Consider the following 18,966-nt stretch of genomic DNA (forward strand, 5'->3'; position numbering starts at 1 on the left):
TCCTCGGCTATGCAGAGGCCAGACTTGCCTTGAATAGGCCGTCTAGCTTGTGGTTGTGATGTCGGGTTTCGATGCGGTGGAGCCAGCCTCTAACCTCCTCCAGTCCGTGTTCCTGAATGCCGGCATCGATGCGTCTGAAAAGCGCCTTCCAACTCGCACAGTGCGCAGAGCGGCCATACATGCCGTTCCCTTGTTGGATCGATTCGAACATGCAGCCGCCCTGGCACTCCTTAACAAATGGACAGGCCTGGCAGTCGGCAGAGAGCCGCCCTGAACGGGCCGCCAGAGCTTCTAACAGTCCCGTATCGATCACACCGTCCAATGCATTGCCCACCCGAGATAACCCCGCGTCCGCCATTTCTTGGCACACGTGTAGGTCGCCATTCGGCTCCAAGCTGAGAGACCGCTGAGTGCAGTCCGCCTGGAATGCGCAGGCATGTGGCATCTGGTGGTTACCACCGGCTAAGGACGCCACGCGCGCGGTGGTGAGGTGGAAAAAGGGCTCCACGATAATCGGGTAGCGCATAAACCAGTCGTCGAAGGTCTCTAGGAGTGCCTTCATCGTCCGTTCTGCCCCTTGAAGGGCTTGGCCAGGCGTTCCTCCCTGAAACAGCGGACGAAGTGTCAGCATGCGGCCTTCTCGTGCGGCGAGCCGAGTCTGTTGCCTAGCAGAGTTCAAGCCTGACTGATCCAGGACGAAGACCGCGCCCGGGGTGCTCCGCTGGTTTCGAAGGTAATGGTCTGCCTCTTTCCAGATCAGCCGGTAGTTGTCCGCCGAGCCTTTCACTGTGCGCGCCTGGCTGAAATCGTCAACCGAGGTGCCAAGGCGGCCTTCGAACAGGTCGTATAGTCGACTAACTTTCTCCGGAGTGCCGATCAGGTTGCTCTGGGCACCATCCTGCATCTCTATTCCGTGTTGGGCGCACGCTTTCCGCAAATACCGAACGCACTCCTTCAACTCTTGGTAAGGAACGGTGAGGATTTCGCCCCCTATGTACTGGGCCGATAGGAACGTCGGCGCAGCCCCGATCTGGGGGAGTGCTCGGTTGAGGATGAAGTCAATTGACTTCATGAAAGCGGCAGGCGACATCCGCGACGAGGCATTCTCCATCCAGCTGCTGCAGTAGCTGCAGTCCGCGTTACATGACTTCGTCATCCGGATGTGCAAGGTGAAGGGCTGATGAATCATGCGGCGAGCTCCATGGCAGCCATTGCCTCCCGGCACATCAGCACCACTTCATCGAGATGCGCGCCCCCCAACAGCGCCCGAACTGGGCTCCCTGCGGCTAGGTCAGCGATGATGTTTTCAACCAGGCGCGCGAGCTTCCATTGCTGCCGGTACCGGATTTCGCTGATCACGCGCACTGGATCGAAAGTCAGGTACTGGTAATTGCCAAACAGGATGTGACGGAAAAGCTCCTCACCACCCTCCTCTGCAGCGTCTGCATACCAATTTTTCGGCGTGTCGATCTGCGCGCCGATCGCATCATAGAAGAACAAGCGTTCGGCCCAAGACTTCCCGAACAGGGCGCCTGGCATCATTTCTACGAGCCGGGGTCGGTCGAACTCATTGAAGAAGCTGTCGTAGGCGCCGGCGAAAGAATCCTCGATCAGGGGGACTTCCCGGCCGCGCTCAATGTTCGCGGTTGCAACCCGGAGCCGAAGCGCCCCTTCCCGCTTCCTGGCTTCCATCACTGCCAGGTACTTGGAGCGGTCGGTTTCAGCGCCAGCATTGGCCTTGGCCTGCAGCCATACCCGCTTTAGGCCAGGACAGTCTCCGTCGGCGATGATGCTGCGCAGGTTATGGTGAAGGTTCTTGTGCCACGCCCATCCACCGGAGCACACGACGGCAAACTCACAAGTGCCACACTCCTCGTAGGGCATGCTGTGGCGCACCAGCATCTCTGGGGCATTGTTGAAGATTGCCTTTTCCGCGAACCGCAGGTCCTGCACTGAGAGTGGTTCAGTTGGCTGTATCGCCTCGTCACCGGTGTAGCTGGAGTTGAAGGTCACCTCGCCGTTCTGTTCTACCTCGAGGTCGTAGCTGTCATTACCCGGGTAGTGGAAATGGGTCGCGGTAACAGACGCCGTCTCCATTTCCACCAACGGGCTGATGGTCACCCCGTCGGGCACCAACTCGCTCAGAGCAAGGATGTAGTCGGACACTTCGCCGTAGGTACAAGTCTTGTGAAAGTAACTCTTGCCGCTGCCTGCCGGGTAGAGCATGTCGCAGGTGATATCGGTGATTCCGCGGCTGACGAACTCTTCGACGATGAACTTAGGCCCGCGCTCAATTACGGCCTTGCTCATGGTGATGCAGAGGGTTTTGCGCTTGATGCCGGTGATGGCCTCTAGCGTTCTGAAGTATCTGGGGAGAAGCTTGTCGTCCTTCAGGAACCGATTGGTGTCAGGTTCCCATGGTACAAACACATCCAACCCGTAGCCATATCGGTGGCCCATCTCGTTGAGAAGGCTGATGTACCCTGGGTCCTTGAAAATCAGGTTGGTACACCAAATAAGGGCGGCCTCGGCGTTGTAGTCGCGCTCCCATCCGGCCATGACCTCCAGGGTCCAGGGCAGATTTCTTTCCCAGTAGGCCAGCGGCATCATAGTCAGCTCGCCGCCGAGCAATTCGATGTTGATCTTGGTGACTTTCCGGTCTGCCTTGAACAGAGCTTCGATGCTATCGAAGGTCTTCCGGTAGAGGCCCTCGTCCATCATGGCCTTATCCCGGAGCAGCTCTGGCTTCACGTAGCAGTGGGTACAGCCGAGGTTGCAGAGGCGAGTTGGTGCAATACAGACGTTGAGCATGTCCAGGGCGTTATGCACGGCACACCTCTCCAGAGGCAGAAATGAACACCAGTGCCGAGTCCTTTTGATCCCCAATGTCGGCGCCGACCACGTGCGGCACTCGAAGACGCCTGGCGTGCTGCATGAGATGAGACAGCGCAGAACCTTCGCGAACGACAAGCGCGCCTGCGCGCGCTATCAGCGGGAGATAGCTCATTTCCGCTCGGTCAATCAGCAGTGCGTCCCCTGGTTGGAACTCATCTTTGCTGGCCAGCCGCAGGCAGATGCCTTTAGCTGGTACTCCCCATACGAAGGCGTTTAGCCCTAGATCTCGGTCATGACCTGCCAGTAGGTTGGCCAGCGGGAGAGGCCTGCTTTGCATTGCTACTGTTTCTAGCGCTGCCGCCCTGGAGTCAGTATCGGTACCAACTGAAACGTCTAGGGCTGACATGAGGGAGTTGACTGCCCCACGTTGCTCGATCTCGGCGAGCAATGGGCGCAAGCGCTTCAGTTCGTACATGACCTGCACCGCACTTTCATCCTTCAGCCAAGCCATTGGAGAGTCGGTAGCCTGTATAACGCCGCCGAGAAGATCGTCTCCGTCCAGACTCGACTTACCCTGGATAGCGAAGCCATTCAGCGAAAGGCATCCCATGCGCTCAAGCAGATCGGCCCGGGCGTCCGCCTCTGCCTCTTCCAATGCCGCGCCAAGTACAGTCGAGGATAGTGGCCGCGAAAAACCCTTGATGCGCGCCTTGATACGGAGTTCAGCTGCCAGAGTCGCCAACCGGTTGAATCGCCCGTACACGTCCCGAATTCGACCAAGGTCGTGGGTGACCGCTGCAATCAGCTGTTCGGTGTCGGCAGAGAGGTCGGGGAGCCATAAAGTGCGCTGCGCCAGTCGTTCCCGATGCTCTGTTTCGAAAGCTTCAATGATCGCCGCGGAGGGAAATGCAATGGTCGGGGACATCCGGGTGTAGTCAACTGCCGAGGAAATGTCCTGATAGAGCGACAACAATCCGCCAATGAAAGACTTGGCTTGAACCAGCCGGTACCTGCCTACGGTCAGTTGCTCCCCCTTGATTGCGCAAGCGGCGAGTACGGCAGCTTCCAGCTTGCCGGTGTGTGCTACTGGAGCAACGACGAAGCGGCGAGTGTTTTTGGATATACGGTGCTTGAGGCCTATTCTTCCGAGTTGGTCAGTGCTGACCTGCAGGATGGTCAGCTTCCCCGATACCGAGCGGGCCCACTCAATACTCGTGGCGCCCATAACTCGCTGCAGGCGCAGCAGCACCCGGCAGACAGCCCGGTCTCTTGGGTCGAGCCTGTTTACATCCCATATCGGTACTGCAAAACGCGACGTTGCCGCGGTGCCTGCCGTAACCTGGTCAGCATGGCCTCCTTCGCAAATGATCATGTGGTCATCGGCTTCGGTACCGAACATAGCCACCCCGAATGTTTGGCCTTGAATCCGGGGCTGAACGAAACACATACCCTCCTCTCCAGAGCGCTCTATCTCGGCAATGACCTGAGCGGCCGAGGCCCAGACCTGGTGCTCGCCGTCGGCGTATAGGGAGTCGTAGATTCCAATAGTCGTCGCCTCACAGCTCTCCGACCGTGCAGCAGAGCGAACAATAGTTGGCTTCATGCGTGCCCAGCGTGGGAGATGTCTACCCGTCGAATTGACCAGGGCAGGGGTGATGACGACGCCAGGCAGGACGTGGAAGCCATGCTCCGCAGCTTCGGCCAGTAAGCGAATCTTCTCTGGTAGGTCGGTAGGATGTACGCCCAATGGGACAGTGAACCGTCTTTTCCGATAGCGCCGGTGCGCCGTCCAGCAGAGAGCACTTAGAAGACCTGCCGTCAGTTGCACAGCGACAACCCAGTCCGTAGGCACGTCGGCTCGTACCCACTCTTCAAGGGTCCAGCTAGAAACCTGGAAGACGCCGAGTGCTGCAACCGCAACCAGCCCCTTAGCGGCCACCGTTGGAGTTGCGCAGAAGGCGATGGTCAACACTAGGGCCAGTAAGGCGCTGAACAGGAGATAGCCCTTTATGCCATCTCCCAGAAGGGAAACGGCCTTGAAGCCCGCCTCGCCAAGTTCATTGCGGGCCTTGGCCGAGAATTCGCGCCAACCGTCGTACAGGTCGGGATTCGACAGTCGCTCTCGGCTAAATAGCTCCGGCTCAGTGTTGATGCCCAGCCAGCCGGCCCCCTTTTCCGACAGGTATTCGCCGGCCAACAGTGAGTGGTAACTGCTGCGCCGGTCATAGCCCAGTCCGGCGTAAGTGGCAGTAGGGTCCAGCTTGGCCAACTCCTCGGCCATCTGGCCTCTGGCGACCTTTTCCATGTCGATGTGGACTGTCCCGCGGATGCGTTCGCGGGTAGTTGCCCAGTCTGCAGCTGGCTGGAAGTCCAGAAACACGACACGAGGCTTGCGTTCTAAGTAGGAAAACGTCTCCGAGTTGCCGAATAGTCGTTCGTCATTCTTAAAATGCCGGTAGTACGGTGGCTTTACCAGAAGCTCATCCTCAGTCGGAAGGATGAACTGAGGATCGAGGCCTCGGGACCTGAGGAGAGTTAGGATTACCCAGGTATTACCGGTGAAGTAACCTTCCGCCGCAGAGATCAGGATAGGCCGATCGCCGATGGTGGCGACGATGTTATCCAGACCGGCGAGGAAGGTTGGAAGATCCGAAATCATGTCGCCATGAAGCCAGCCGTCATGTTCAAACTGGTCCCGGGTTGTGTCACTTATGATCTGCAAGCCAGGTGTTGCGGCAATCACCTTTGGGAATTGGCTTGGCAGGATGGCCCGAGGGTCTTCCTCATTTGCAAGGTGCTTCCAGCCGTATGGATGCAGAGATTTAGTGCCACCGACCAGAAATCGAACCTCAATACCGAGTCGGGCCTTCAGAGCCTCTGAGATAGCAGCGGCCGAGCTTCCATACTGGTCGATAAGCACCACTGGCACCGACGATTCACGAATCAGCGCCAGCAATTTAGCTGGGCTTTTGCCGAGCTCTTTCGCCGACACTCCATTTCCGAAATCCTGGAAGAACGGTTCAGGCATTGGGTCAATTCGAACCGCGCGGATGGTGCGCTTGGCCAAACTGTCGATGAACTCTGCCGGGTCCATAGCCGTTGGCATCTGCGCCTGCTCATCCAGAGCAACTTCCCGAAACGGAATCTCGGTTATGCGTTCAGCCGGCGAACCTGAGTCGATGAAATTCGCATCCAACTGACTCGCCCGCTGATCATTGAGCACCAGCGCCAGCACGGCCAACCCAGCGGCGAATCCCAACGCCAGGCTTTTCACCTTGCCATGCTTGCCCGAACAGAATCGGAGGTACCCAAAGACGCCAGCGGCGATCAGTAGTGCAATTACCGTTGACGGTCCGCCGAGGAGCATTGCGCCACCGGCGATAACGACGGGGAAGGCTTGCGCGTTGCAGGACAGTCCCAGGGCACATGCGCCCAGAATCCAAGTCAGACGCATGTCATCCTCTCTTTTGTGATCTGCCAGTCCCTGATTGCCGCGTGCGCCTTTCGCGAAAAAGACACGGCCTGCAGGTGGATGCGTGACAGGTACTCGTAAGCATCCGGGGTCAGGAAATGGTCACGGCGCTGGTCCAAAGAGTCGGCAATGTCTGCAGGCACGGCGCAAGTCATCCCCCACATGATCAGGTCCTCGAACTTGAAGGACACTTCAAGCCCGCTGTTCCACCGTGGGAAACCGCCTACAACTTCAATTGGTAGGTCCATCCACCTGGCCAACTGCACGGCATCCAGGATGAAGCCAGACAGGTGGTGATCGGGCCGACGGCGAACAAAGTCCCAGATGAGGGCATCATCGATCCCAAGGGAGTGATAATTGCCGGCCAGCGAATGCGCGATGATGGAAGCTTCCTCGCCGAAGCGACTTAGTCCACCCTCGAAGACGACTTGTTTGCCCAGGCGATCGTAGAACCACAGCCGCTGCCGGACGGTGCAGCCGAAGAGCATTTCGGGTATCACCCGCACCACGACGGCAGATCTCACTGCATCAAAATAGCCTTCGTAGTCGTCGACATAATTGGTTTCGAAGAAGGCTGTGGCCTCGCCGGCAGCCGCCCGTGCGATAGCTCTGATCCTTCTCTCGCGGCGGGCATTGCCGTATCGCGTCACACCCACTTGATCGAAGCTGGTCTGAGCCTGCTTTTCCCATAGCTGGAAGAACCCTGGGCAACTGAACTCCCCTTCCGGAGCAGCCATGTACTTTCCGAGCACTTCAGGTGAGAGCTGCTTGTGAGGGTACCAACCGGAGTTGCAGGCCTGCAGGTAGGCACACCCTCGGCAGAAGTCATGCTCGTAGGACAGTTTTGCATCGAGCTCGCTGTTGTTCCCCCAAACCACCTTCAGCGCGGCATTCCGATCCCAAACATTCAGGTTGATGTATGGGCGCACCGCCTCAGTACCGGTTTGGTTCGGGTTCAGCGATAGCTCCCCGCGGTGATCCCAGTGGTACTCGTAGGCGTCGTTGAGTGTGTTCTGAGAACGGGAAAGTGTGCGGAGAGACTTCCTCATGTCGTCCAGATGGTCGACAGTCAGGCCGTAGGGAGCGCCAAGTTCAGTCAAATCCTCAATGAAACGGGCCACGTCACGGTAGTACGGCTGCGCTCGATCAAAGTAGGACCGGCCTGATCCCCACGGGAAGATCATGTCGCAGGTCACGTCGCTGATCCCGCGCTTCACGAAGGTGTCGATGATGTACTGCGGACCAAGGTCTATGAGGCCCTGCCCCATCACCAACACCAGGTTGAGCATGTTGCACTCGCCCAGCGCTTCGATTCGTTCAAGGTATTTGGGGAAGATGGCCATGTTTTTGCCGAACCGGCCACTCTCTGGTCCCTCGAAGGGGATCGCAATGTCCATTGCGGGATGCCCCTTGAACTGCCTAAGCAAATCCAGGTAGCGGTCATCCTTCCACATGAGATTCGAGCAGAAGGTGAACTCGGTAGGCGTGCCGGCAGCATTCAGGTCGGAAATACGGTCCAGAACCCAAGGTAAGTTCCGCTCCCAGAATTCGAAGGGCATCAGCGTCGCCTCCCCCCCCAGCACGTCTAAATGCAGATAGGTGACGGACTGGTCGAGATGGAATGCCTCGACGATAACCTCCACTTCGCGACGGAAGGTTGCCTCGTCTATGTATTCCTTGCGCCTGAGCAGGTCTGGTTGGATATAACAGTGCTTGCAGGCCAGGTTGCAATTGAGATTGGTCGAGATGGTGGTACTCATCATCTCGATCGACCGATTGCGTGGAAGGGCGTAGGGCAGAATGTTCATGCCCTAATAGTGGAAACCGAGTGCCCCTAATTTGGAAAAAGGGATGCTAAATCGGGTTCCGCATTTTGGTGGATCTCAGCGAGGCCTCGCGCTGGAGTTGCATCGATACGAGTTTGATCTCTGGCTCAGGGTGCTCACCTGCAGGGGGCCCCGCCGGCGAGGGATGGGAGAGCACCCAGCGCAGCAGTTGAGTATTGTGGCCGGCCAGAATGAGGTCCTTGTCCTTCACTTGCAGACCCTGGGCTAGTAGAGAGGTTTCCTCCACGATTGCGGCCAACTGGTCATCTGGCGAGGTTCTCACCCACTCCCAGACCATCGCGGGGTCCAGCTGCAGAGCCGGGGTGTCCCCGTATACCAGGTGCTCAATCACCAGGCGTTTCAGATCGTTGGAAAGAATTCCAAAATCGTCACAGCTTAGGTTTATCGTTGCTCCTACAGCCTGGTACGCCCAGATTCGCTCCATGAGCGGTCTGCCGATTTGGGCTCCAGGGTTCAGAGCAACCCGAGCATTCTCCACCTGCTTTAGCCAGGCGTAAAAAGCCAAGCCTTGGCCGGCGATCTCGTCATGGACCTGTTTGGATGTGACGCTATCCGTCGGTGACTTGAGGATGGCACGCATAGCTTCATGGTGAGTGTTCATCCGTGTATCGAACTCCCCGAATCGATCCTTCACTTTCGACCAGAGGCGCTTGTAGCCAGGGCACTCAGCTGAGTCCCATGCTCGTACATCCTCCGGTTCGGCAATTCGATAGTGGTACCAGCCGCCCGCGCAGTAGGAGTGGAACTCACATTGGAAGCAGTAGTCGTGGTAGCGGGAGAGTTTGTTATCCAGCTCCGAGGTGTTGTCCGCAAGAACCTTGAACGCCCAATCCGGATCGTCGATGTAGATCCTGGTGTCACCGAGGGCGGCCTCCGAAGTGGTCTGTGAGGCATTGAAGCTGGTGAGGCCGTCTGGCTCAACCGCCAGGTCATAGCGGAAGTTGCCGATGCACTGATAGCTGGTGCCTCGGAACATGGCGCTCGTCATCTCGTCTGCCGGCGTGAAGGTGATGCCTTTAGGCGCTATCTCGAAGAGCCTGCACAGGTAGTCACTCATCTGGGCGAAGCTGATCATGTTCGGCTGCCAGAACGCCTTGCCTGAGCCGTAAGGGCTGATCATCTTGATGCTGAAGTCGGTGACACCCAGCGGCAGGAACTGTTCCAACAGATAGTCCGGCCCCAATTCGACCGTGGTCTTGGTGAGGATGACGTCGAGGATCTTTTGCCGCACCTTCAGGGCGCTGACAGTCTCGCGCCAGGCGGGCATCAGCTTATCTCGCTTACCGAAGCGGTTGGTTTCCGGCTCCCACGAGGTGTAAACGCACATTTCCGGCCAATCGCCGTACTGGTTGAACAGGTCGATGTAGTCGGCTCGCCTGCGCTGGTCAGAGAAAATGAGGTTGGATAGGACGTTGACCGAGCCCGGTGTCTTGAGTTGTGCGTTGAAGTCCCGGCATTGCTCTAGGGCGAACGGCAAATTTCGACGCCAGAACTCGACTGGCATCTTGGTGATCTCGCCGCCGATGATTTCCCACTCGACCTCCTCCAAACCGCGGTCCAGGGCTACGAGGTCTCGGACACGGTCGAAAATCCCCCTGAAAACCCCTTCCTCCATCTCGACGGGATTGGCCAACTCCGACGGATCGATGTAGCAGTGAGTGCACCGCCGATTGCACCATCGGGTAGCGGTGATGCTGATGTTGGCCTGATTCAACCGGGATTGTTTATGCACAGCGCATCTTCTCCAGTAGCAGGTCCCACATTCCCTTCCCACCCGCGCACTCCCCAGAGCCATCGGTGACTGGCACATGGGCGGGTCCGCCGGAGCAGTAGCTGAAATGAGGGCAGGACCTGCAAGGCAGGAGACGGCGCCGTTCGGCAATAACGCGGGCCAGGCGCCGGGGTGATGAGAGCAATTCGTCAAGAGGTGCGTCTTGGAGGTTTCCAAGGAACGTCCCTTCGAGATCGGAATAGAGGGGGTTTGTCGTTACAGATCCGTCCGGGTTCAGGGTCAGAAATCGATCTTCTGACAGGACGTTGAATTGGTTGTTGGCCTCGCCGGCTACCTGCTCCAGTGCGCCGATGGTAATCCCGGCGTCCCTAAGCTGCCGGCCATGGGTGGCTTCCAGCGTGTGAAGGAAGGTCCAAACGGCTGCATAGCTTGCGGTGAGCGGGAGCTCCGGCGCCGAGGATGCTTGGTAGATTGGCTCTGCCAGGAAGGTCCGGAAGTCAACAGAGATGTCGAACTCCCAGACCTTAGCCTTCGTGGAGAGCATAAGCTCCGCCAACGCGGTCGGGCCGCGCTTTATGGTCTCGGAATTGAGTTCGACGTTGACGGTACACACCACACCCGCATCCCAGAAGCGGTTCAGGCCAGTGAGGAAACGCCGGGTATACAGATCTTCTGAGCCCGATAGGCTGAACTTGTGCCCTAGGGCGAAGGTTGTCTCAACCTGGCCGTTGAAAGCCGAATGAGAGAGATCAATGAGCCAATTGGGGACAGAAAAGCAGTTGGTCACCATGGTCTGGGAAGCGTGTGGGAGTAGGCCTCGGGCCTGGTCCACGTACAACTGCATGCGACTAGGGCCCACGATCGTTGGCTCTCCACCTTCCCAGATCAGGGTCACCGGCCGGTCTGCCCAGAAATCGGATGTCAGGAAGGCTGCAAGCGTGTAGGTGGGGAGTCGCTCACCGGCGGCCCGGTTGGCCTCGGTTAAATAGCAGCGCTTACAGTCAACGTTGCACTGGCGAGTTACGTTGATGAACCCAACTGCTTCAGATTTTGCCATCACTCCCCCCTATCCCCCATCCCATTGAGATGAGGGACCGATCAGCCGACAGCGATAAGGCCGCTGGCGGGTGCAGGTACCGGTTTGGGTGCTGGAGGCGGAGGCGGGCTCACATGGTTTCCAGCCTCAAGAACTGCTCGAATCATGGAAAGAAACTCACCAGTGGCCAGCGCTGCAATCTTCGGCTCAACGTCCATCGCCACGGCTATGCGCGACGCAACGGAACCAGGTTGAACAGTTCCGTGATCGAGGTTGATGCGCTCTTGCACCTGCAGGGTGGACTCGACGCCTGCCCATGCCTGGTCCATCTCATCGATACCGAATGCTGCAGCAAATGCAGCCCCTAAGGCATTGGCGAGTTTGGCCTGGCGGGTATTCACCGGAGGGGTAGCCTGCCCCTCAACCGCGGGCTCATCCGGTGGTAGGTACTTATCCAATACCGTGTGGACTCCGTGCTTCAGCTCGTACAGCATGCCGGCAGCGTTGGACAGGCTAAGCCCCGTGGACTTACTCACCATCCGAATGAGATTGGGCAACGGTGTTCGTAGGTCGAGCTCTTCCTCCAGGATGCGCGCTCGGGAGTCACGGAACTGCGCTTGCTTGAGGTGAATTGCCTTGGCCACCTTTTCGAGGATCTCATTGAAAGCATCCTCAGTCCCAAAGTGCTCCATGATGACGTCGTGAATTACGACTTTCACGTACTCCATAACCACTTCAGGCATGCCTTCGGTGAATAAAGTATTCATCATCTCGTCGGTCGAGATGGATGCCGGAATGTGCCCTGCCGCCACACCGAAAAGGTATTCGAGGTAGCCATCGATTGGCGCGACACGGATGTTCGATTGAGGCGAGGCAAGCCACATCCTCCCGTAGGTACGGAGTACCTCGCAGTAGCGTTCCACTTTCTCGTCGACGACGGTGGTGTGCCCTGGCGGGAGCAGGTTGATGTTGAAGCCCGAGGATTCAGCGTGCATCAGCAATTCGTCGGGCGATACGGTGCAATCGTAAGGGATGTCGATCGACACCGAATTGAGACTGCCGGCAGCCAAGATCAAGCTGAAAGTGAAGTCGTCGCTGGGAAGGTCCGGTGAGTCTGGGTGACTCTGCGCACGCAAGCCCAAGTGACAGGCATCGCGAGGGATGCGCTTGAGAGTCGTGTCGCACTCTACGTTGAAGTACGATACATCCCGCTTGATCTCGTGTTCGGGCGAAGTCTGAAGATGGCTGGACTGTGCAAGGAAGATCCCTTCAAGGTCCGAAACTCTCATTCCAACTTGAACTGTCATGGAACCCCCAATCAGCGCCAGCCACGCGAGCCATGGCACGCGCCGTGGCAGGCACCATGACAAGCGTTATGGCAGTAACCCCAGTCGCCGATCCGGGTGGAGTCCATATCTTTTGCTGTGGCTGTGGCCGCCAGCAGCATGTTGTCGATACCGCCCACCATGTTGCCCACGACGATTTCGCTCAACACCTTCTGGTGTTGTTCAACCATAGGCTTGATCGGGTTCATCTCCAGGATGGCGCGCAGACGGGCGATTTCCTTATCTGCAGCGAGATCTTCAGTCGACTGCTCCACAGTGAACGACTTGTGAGTTTCGGCGTAAGCGCTGGCGGTCAAGGCGCTGACCGCGATTGCGACCATGACTCGATTGCCGGTGAACTGCTTCATCTTCCCCTCCATTTCTGCTTGCCCAAAGGGCCGATTCTTACCCAGCGATTGCTATCAACCCGGGGTTATCTCTGGTTGCGATGTGGTCATTCAGTAGCCTGAACGTCATGTATCCCCCTGCACACTCCTGGCTCTCGTCCATTCGGGGCGTGGCCATACAACCTGAGCTACAAATAGGCTTGAACTGGCAGGTAGAGCAGTCCATTTGACGCTCCTCTCGGGCAGTCTCAAGCTGGGTGTGCTCCACCACAGTCACGCCAACTGCGTTCCTGTTATCCCGCTCCGAGGTCAACGCAGTACAGGCGGAGTAATAGCCGTTCTGGTCGAACGTGTGAAAGCGAGTATCACAAGCGCCGGAGAGACACCCGTAACCTCCTCTCTCACCGCGGCGCAGCCTTTCCACGCTGGCGATAAGCCCATCCAGCGGAGAGATGTTCAGTTCCTGCCGACCTTCCCGCTGCTGAGTCATGAAGCGGCTGTAGGCCATGGCAAAGCGACCAATCCACATGCTGTATTCGCGGTTCGTGACTCCTAGCCAATCCCAGTTGGTTATCGCATATCCAGTTCTGGTCAGCCTCTCAAAGTGGGCCAGGGAAATTCCGCGCTCGAGAAGGAAGTCAATGAGGTCAGTTGGGTTCCTGAACCTGTTGATCAGTGGTTTGGTCACCGTGATGACCATGTACGGTGTCAGCTGAAGGCTTTGGAGTGCCTGAATGTTGGCCCAGAACTTATTTTCGAACTGCTCGTTCGATTCGGGACGTCCAGCCCTTATAAGGCGTATCTCCGGGTCCCAGGACACCCCGACAATGCCATCAAAGAACTCGTGATAGATCTCAGCCCAACGTAGGTCGAAGGTCATCAAGTTCGTCTGAAGCGAGAAACGCACGTCGAACTCGGACAGTTCAGTCTTCAAAAACACAACTGACTTGCGCATGAACTCCTGACCAACCAGCGTTGGCTCCCCCCCGTGGAGCTGGAACAGCAGGACCTGGCCTGGTCGAGCAAAAGAACGGACCTTCGCCGGAATCTGCTCGATATTGTTCCAGTCCATCCGCTTCGGATTGTTGGGGATGAAACAGTGTTGGCAGTGGAGATTGCATGCCTCGATGAGCCGCACATAGATCATGTGATCGAAGTCGGGTGCACCCTTGCTCATGCGATGCGCTCCAGCCCGATGGTGTACGGGTCAAAGGGCAGCGCGCCTGCCGCGGACAGGTAGCCGGTAGCAAATCGGCGTCCCTCTTCGTTGGCAACGAACTCTTTGACTTTCGCTAGGTGTGATCGATAGCCGGCACACTCCCCTGCACCGGTATGAACCTGGTGATCAGTGATTGGGCAGCCGCTCTTGCACCATGAACGGAACTCGCACTTACGGCAGTGATTCTCGATGTGGTCGATGTGCTGAACCTTGATCCAGCCCAATCGCTCAGGGCTGGACTGGAAGGCATCGATGCCATCCTGGACCTTTGGCCAAAGGTCCGTCTCGTACTCCATCCGATCCGGGCAGGTGTTGAGCGCCCCGTCAGGATTAATCACTAGAAAGTCGCGCTGGCAGGTTCCGCCCCAGCGCTCGCCGGGTTGGTTGTGCAATACCCCACCAATGGCCGCTGCCACGGCATTGTTCGTTACGCAGGAACCGGTCCGTCGCAAGTCCTCTATCGACACATCGAACAGGTCGCTCAGAAAATCGCTGTGTTCCTTGTTGCTTGGGCGGTCTCCGTCGGCCCCGTAGGGGTTGTACCGCTCGATGTTGAAATGGGTGAACCCGTGTTCTTTGAACCACCCATAGATCTCCGCTACTCGACCAAGCTCATTGCGCGTCGGCACCATGATTGGGCCCACGTGAAGACTATGGGAGCGGGCCAGGTGGACCTTCTCCAGCCAAAGATCGATGTACTTGTTATTGGAGCCCTGTATGGTGCGGCCGCTGAAGTCGATAGAGGAGCCGACGAAGCCATCACACCGCTCCTGCAAGAATGGGATGTGTGAACTGCGCAGTGGAATGAGCGAGGTCTGGATGGCTTCCTGAATTTCAATACCGGAGAGGCCGCGCCGCACCTTGTCCGAGAGATCCATGAGTACCCCGGCACTCATACTTAGCGGCTCGCCTCCGTGGTACAGGATGGAGACTCGGTCGTGCCCCTCCCGTTCGGCCAGGTTGCGGATCAGATCCAAGCTGTCCTGGAGGGTAGCCTCCGACATACGGGACTTATTGGCCCGCACATCCTCTGGGAGGTAGCAGAAGTCGCAACCTACGTTGCAGAAGTTTGTTGGCTTGAGATAGACCTGAAGCATCAGTTCGCCCACCCGTATGCGGAGAGTCGCGCGCGGGCGCTCTCGGGAGTGATGCCGAGCTTGTAGAGAATACGGTCAGCCTCACCAGTCACAACCGACTGCTTGAGTCGATTGAAAACCATCTTCCAGCTCTGGCAATAGCCGAACTTGCCCCCCATCCCTCTTTCGAAGAGCACGGCATCGCGGGCACAGCCGCCCTCGCATTCGGTGAAATGCGGGCATGTCTTGCAGTCTGGCGGAAGGTTGACTGCTCGCCCCATGATTTCTCGGGAGGCAGGTGATGCGGCCAGCGCGGGAGCGATGTCGGCACCAGAGTAGAACTTGACCTCAACTGGTTTCGCTTCCTGCACCTCACCGGTAAGGATGTTACCGAAGCGAAAGCGCTTGTCGCCGAAATCGCTGAATTCGCTACAGTTGTACACCGAGCCATCAGGATCGATGGTCAGGAACCGACCTCCACAGGACTTCGTCCAGGGGCACAGCATGCTCTTGTAGCCAGCCACCTTCTGCAGCATCAAGTCCAGCGGCGTAATGCGGAATACCGGGACTTCATCAATCCAGCGATCGTAGAGATCTACAAGCATCTGTCCATAAGTCGTTGGGGCAATGAGCATACCCGCCTCCCTGGCACGACCGGCGGGGTAGGCGTAGTTGAACCGGATGTCGAATCCTGCTGAGCCATATGAGAGGGCTCGCTCATACATGTCCATCGCGGCCGTAGCCGCCCCTTCATCGTAAACTCCGATTACGAGCGGTCGAAAGTCGTCGGCGATTACCTGGTCCATTGCTCGCCAGAACAGACGGTCATACGTCTCAGCGGAGCCTTTTACCGTGCGGTATTTCTTGTAAGGGTCGAAACTTGTAGATACCCGGCCCTCAAAGATTTCCGAGAACACTCGCTTCCATCGTTCAGACTTGTACCCCAGAAGGTTGGTTTGGATTGCAAAGTGCACACCACCATGCTGGGCCAATGCGTACTCAGCGCAGGCTTCGAAGAAATCAGGGCCCATGAGCATCGGCTCACCGCCATGCCAGATCCAGTCGATGTTTGGCGTGAACGACGGCTGCAGGCGATCGAACATCCGCTTGAAATCATCAAGCGACCAACTGTCCGCGCCGTCAGGAGGCGCAGAGCAGTAGGTGCAGTCCGCGTTGCAGTTTTTGGTTGGCTTAGCAATAACGACTGAATATGGCATTAGGGGTAATAGCAGTAGACGTCGACAAGCGACTGAAGGTTGTTCCGCTCTACCTCAGAGCCAATGATATTGGTCGAAACGATCCAGTAGCTGCCGTAGTCGAGGAGCCGGTACTCGAAGCCGAAGGCTCCGTGGTTTACCTCTCCCTCCTGCCAGCCACCACGCATTGTTCCTGGGCGCAGAGATGCCCTTGCAGATCCTCCGCCCGGGCACGCAGGCTTTATAACTCCGTCGCTGTGTCGGACAAGGTAGGTTCCCTTCTGCACGAAATTCGGCAGCAGATCGATGAGGTTGGCGTTCCCCCGTTGACGAAGGGTTACGTTTTCAACCGAAAGGTTGGTCCCATTCTCGATGGCCACCTCGCCGCCATAGGGCGTGCTGAGGATCAAGCGCCCAGCATCCGTTCTTACTCGAGCATCCGCACCACCGTTGTTCAGATACATGTTCGAAACTTCATTGATCGAATTTCCCCCAAGCAACAACGGGGTGCGCATCCGATTCATCTCAGGGTCACCGGTGTAGACTCGAGAAAGCTTAGAGTTCAGTGCGGGCTCACTGCCTGGAATCCCGATCGTTGAACGAATGGTGTATGTCGCTGCATTGCTGATTACTGTCCCAGGCAGGTTGTTCGCGACTACACCATCCCAGTCTTGAGCAATGCTTTGGGTGATCGAGAACGTGTTTGCATTGCAAGCTGGGGTAACTGCCTGGTTGTACTTGTTGGTTGCGCTGATGCCGGCAAGTGTTGGTGGTGAGGTGCTCTCAAGCACGCTCTTGGCATTTGCACAGCTGCTTGCTTGGCCTGGCCACGAGCCATTCTGCATGCGGTATGAGCGCGCAGCGTCCAGAAAAGACTGAGTTTCCTGCGCAGTCAGGATTGCACGCTTCTGGTTGAGCTGCTCCATGTACCTGGGTGTGGCATAGACAGCAATCATCGCCATCACGGCCAGCACAATCGCCAATTCAATCAGCGTGAAGCCTCCCATCGAGGCCTGGAAATTAGCGCGTCGTTTCTTCATGGAGGATTCGCTTCTGATAAGACACCCAGGCGGAAGAGGAGCTCTGCGCCGGCCTGGTTGTGATGATAATCCGGGTGTTTGCCCCGACGTTTTCAGTGGTATATCCACCGTAGTTGTCTTCCTTGAAAGGCAGATCTACGGCGACGTAGCAGCGCTGTGAGTCGAATTTGACGAGGATGTTTGAGCCAAGCGGGTTGGTAGCTGGCAAGCGGTAATCGGCAGTCAACAGGTTCTGAAGATCCGCTGTTTTCGACCAGTTGGTAAGAGATCCATAAGTATGGGTGACCTTTAGGTTCGCCCCGACGGTCGAGGACACGGCTTTTGTCCTTGCGATCTCGCAGACAGGAATCAGGTTCCTGGCCTGCTCAATCGAGGAATTGATTTTTCCCTGCTGATACTTCTCCATTGCGCCTGGAAGGAGCGCAACCGTCATGACTGCGACGATTGCCAAGCAGACGGCCAGCTCGATGAGGGTGAAGCCGCGGGAACGAACCATAGCCACAGTCACCGCATGGCCGACGCAAGGTTAATGATGGGCAGGTAAAAGCCGATTGCGAACATCATGATGGTCAGGAGCATCATCGAAAATCCGATGACCGATGACATCTGGGCCACCTTCTCCGAGTGCCGAAGGTAGTAGGCCTTTAGAGCATCAGCCATATTGCTCAGCACGTTGTCGCGCCCAGCTGGTGACTGGTTGTCGAAACCCTGGAGGTTCTGAGTAATCAGTGGTGGCCACTCGGGGTTGTCGAAAACATCGGATAGCTCACGGCCTTCGACGAGGCGCGCGTGAGCTTCTTGATAGAGAGAATGTGCACGGCCCCGAGAGCGTTGCATCATGAACTTGAAACTTTGGGGATTGGTAAAGCCACTGCTGAGCAGTAGCTGATAAGTCTGAACAAACTCCAGGCCCATCCGCACCTTGTTCCGCTCATTGAGGAACGAGAAACCTGGCAGGTTCCTCACCATTTCCCATACCCGAGCCCGAAACACATAGATCCCGGCAGCGATTCCAAGCAGGACGTACAGGTACTCGGTGTAGACCGTGTGCAGAAGCAAGATCAGCTGGCTCAGGGAGTTGAGCTGGAGGTCGAGGCGCTGTACATGGATAAAGTCGTGGATAGTTCCCCCTGCCCATAGCGGAATGCCGATGATGAAGCCCAGACCAAAGCATGCGTTGATCATGGCTTTCTTCATAAGAGCAGAGAACTCTTTCTTCGCTGCCAGACGTTCTGCAATTGCTTTAGATGCCCTGTTCAGAGCATCAGGCAATCGCCCTGTCTTGTCCCCCGCTTCAGCCAGGAGGACTGCGGTTTCGTCGAATCGAAGAAGGGACAGGTACTCTTTGGGGGTTTGACAGGCGTCGATTTGAGCAAATGTGATCTTCAGTGCTTTGTAGTTCACTGATTCCTGAACCGCCTTGCCGAAGGTCTTCCCCGAAGAAATTTTCGAAGCAATGGCAGACAACATGAGGACCTGCTCGACAAGGGGAAACTTCTTGTCGAACAAGGCCGATTTGATACCCCCGAGGTGGTCTACAGCAACGCTATGGATGACCGACTCGGGGATGCCGGACATGGCAATGGCCTGCTCTTTGGTTTCTGCCTCAACACCGACGGAAACCACACCACCCGATTCACCTAGATACTTCAGTTGGTAGTAGGCCATGGCCAATCCCTTAGTTGCAGCGGTACGCCACGGTCACTTTGGTGTTACCGGTTGCGGTTGCGGAGTTCTTCACGATGTTGTTGCTCTGGTTCAGAGCGGATGCCAGGTCGGCAGCGGCGCTGGTGTCGGTGCTGTCGATGGTGTAGCTGATGGTCACCTGGTTGCTGGTGACA

The 18,966-nt window shown here is 57.1% G+C and carries 14 protein-coding genes; all 14 read right to left on the reverse strand.

The annotated features are described in order from the left end of the window. Positions 1-7 precede the first annotated feature (7 nt). Positions 8-1,189, reverse strand: coding sequence for an SPASM domain-containing protein (locus LT948_RS29055; RefSeq protein WP_010792548.1), 1,182 nt, complete (start codon positions 1,187-1,189; stop codon positions 8-10). Beyond that, complete coding sequence (locus LT948_RS29060) at positions 1,186-2,829, reverse strand: radical SAM protein (RefSeq protein ID WP_010792549.1); 1,644 nt, start codon at positions 2,827-2,829, stop codon at positions 1,186-1,188. The genes LT948_RS29055 and LT948_RS29060 overlap by 4 nt, the downstream gene beginning before the upstream one ends. Beyond that, positions 2,822-6,289: a PEP-utilizing enzyme gene (locus tag LT948_RS29065; protein ID WP_010792550.1), complete on the reverse strand. Its 3,468-nt coding sequence runs from the start codon at positions 6,287-6,289 to the stop codon at positions 2,822-2,824. Before LT948_RS29065 ends, LT948_RS29060 begins: the two co-directional genes overlap by 8 nt. Continuing rightward, a complete protein-coding gene (locus tag LT948_RS29070; RefSeq protein ID WP_010792551.1) occupies positions 6,280-8,115 on the reverse strand; it encodes a radical SAM protein in 1,836 nt (611 codons plus the stop codon). The genes LT948_RS29065 and LT948_RS29070 overlap by 10 nt, the downstream gene beginning before the upstream one ends. 46 nt (positions 8,116-8,161) lie before the next feature. Beyond that, positions 8,162-9,886 (reverse strand): radical SAM protein, encoded by a 1,725-nt coding sequence (locus tag LT948_RS29075; RefSeq protein ID WP_010792552.1) that lies wholly within the window; start codon positions 9,884-9,886, stop codon positions 8,162-8,164. Further along, positions 9,879-10,943, reverse strand: a complete 1,065-nt coding sequence (locus LT948_RS29080; RefSeq protein WP_010792553.1) for a radical SAM/SPASM domain-containing protein — start codon at positions 10,941-10,943, stop codon at positions 9,879-9,881. Before LT948_RS29080 ends, LT948_RS29075 begins: the two co-directional genes overlap by 8 nt. 41 nt (positions 10,944-10,984) lie before the next feature. Then, complete coding sequence (locus LT948_RS29085; protein ID WP_010792554.1) at positions 10,985-12,229, reverse strand: hypothetical protein; 1,245 nt, start codon at positions 12,227-12,229, stop codon at positions 10,985-10,987. Between the two features lie 11 nt (positions 12,230-12,240). Further along, positions 12,241-12,615, reverse strand: coding sequence for a hypothetical protein (locus tag LT948_RS29090; protein ID WP_010792555.1), 375 nt, complete (start codon positions 12,613-12,615; stop codon positions 12,241-12,243). Positions 12,616-12,652: 37 nt separating this feature from the next. After that, positions 12,653-13,771: a radical SAM protein gene (locus LT948_RS29095; protein WP_010792556.1), complete on the reverse strand. Its 1,119-nt coding sequence runs from the start codon at positions 13,769-13,771 to the stop codon at positions 12,653-12,655. Next, positions 13,768-14,910, reverse strand: coding sequence for a radical SAM/SPASM domain-containing protein (locus LT948_RS29100; RefSeq protein ID WP_010792557.1), 1,143 nt, complete (start codon positions 14,908-14,910; stop codon positions 13,768-13,770). Before LT948_RS29100 ends, LT948_RS29095 begins: the two co-directional genes overlap by 4 nt. After that, positions 14,910-15,992 (reverse strand): radical SAM protein, encoded by a 1,083-nt coding sequence (locus tag LT948_RS29105; protein ID WP_034000311.1) that lies wholly within the window; start codon positions 15,990-15,992, stop codon positions 14,910-14,912. The genes LT948_RS29100 and LT948_RS29105 overlap by 1 nt, the downstream gene beginning before the upstream one ends. Before the next feature lie 113 nt (positions 15,993-16,105). After that, on the reverse strand, positions 16,106-17,125 hold the full coding sequence (locus LT948_RS29110; protein ID WP_019484910.1) for a type II secretion system protein: 1,020 nt from the start codon (positions 17,123-17,125) through the stop codon (positions 16,106-16,108). Further along, positions 17,106-17,621, reverse strand: a complete 516-nt coding sequence (locus LT948_RS29115; protein ID WP_010792560.1) for a type II secretion system protein — start codon at positions 17,619-17,621, stop codon at positions 17,106-17,108. Before LT948_RS29115 ends, LT948_RS29110 begins: the two co-directional genes overlap by 20 nt. 8 nt (positions 17,622-17,629) lie before the next feature. Next, the gene (locus tag LT948_RS29120; protein ID WP_010792561.1) at positions 17,630-18,793 is read right to left on the reverse strand and encodes a type II secretion system F family protein; all 1,164 of its coding nucleotides are present in this window, start codon (positions 18,791-18,793) and stop codon (positions 17,630-17,632) included. Between the last annotated feature and the right edge of the window lie 173 nt (positions 18,794-18,966).

This window comes from Pseudomonas sp. CP-1 (genome assembly GCF_021213715.1).
GTDB lineage: Bacteria > Pseudomonadota > Gammaproteobacteria > Pseudomonadales > Pseudomonadaceae > Pseudomonas > Pseudomonas aeruginosa.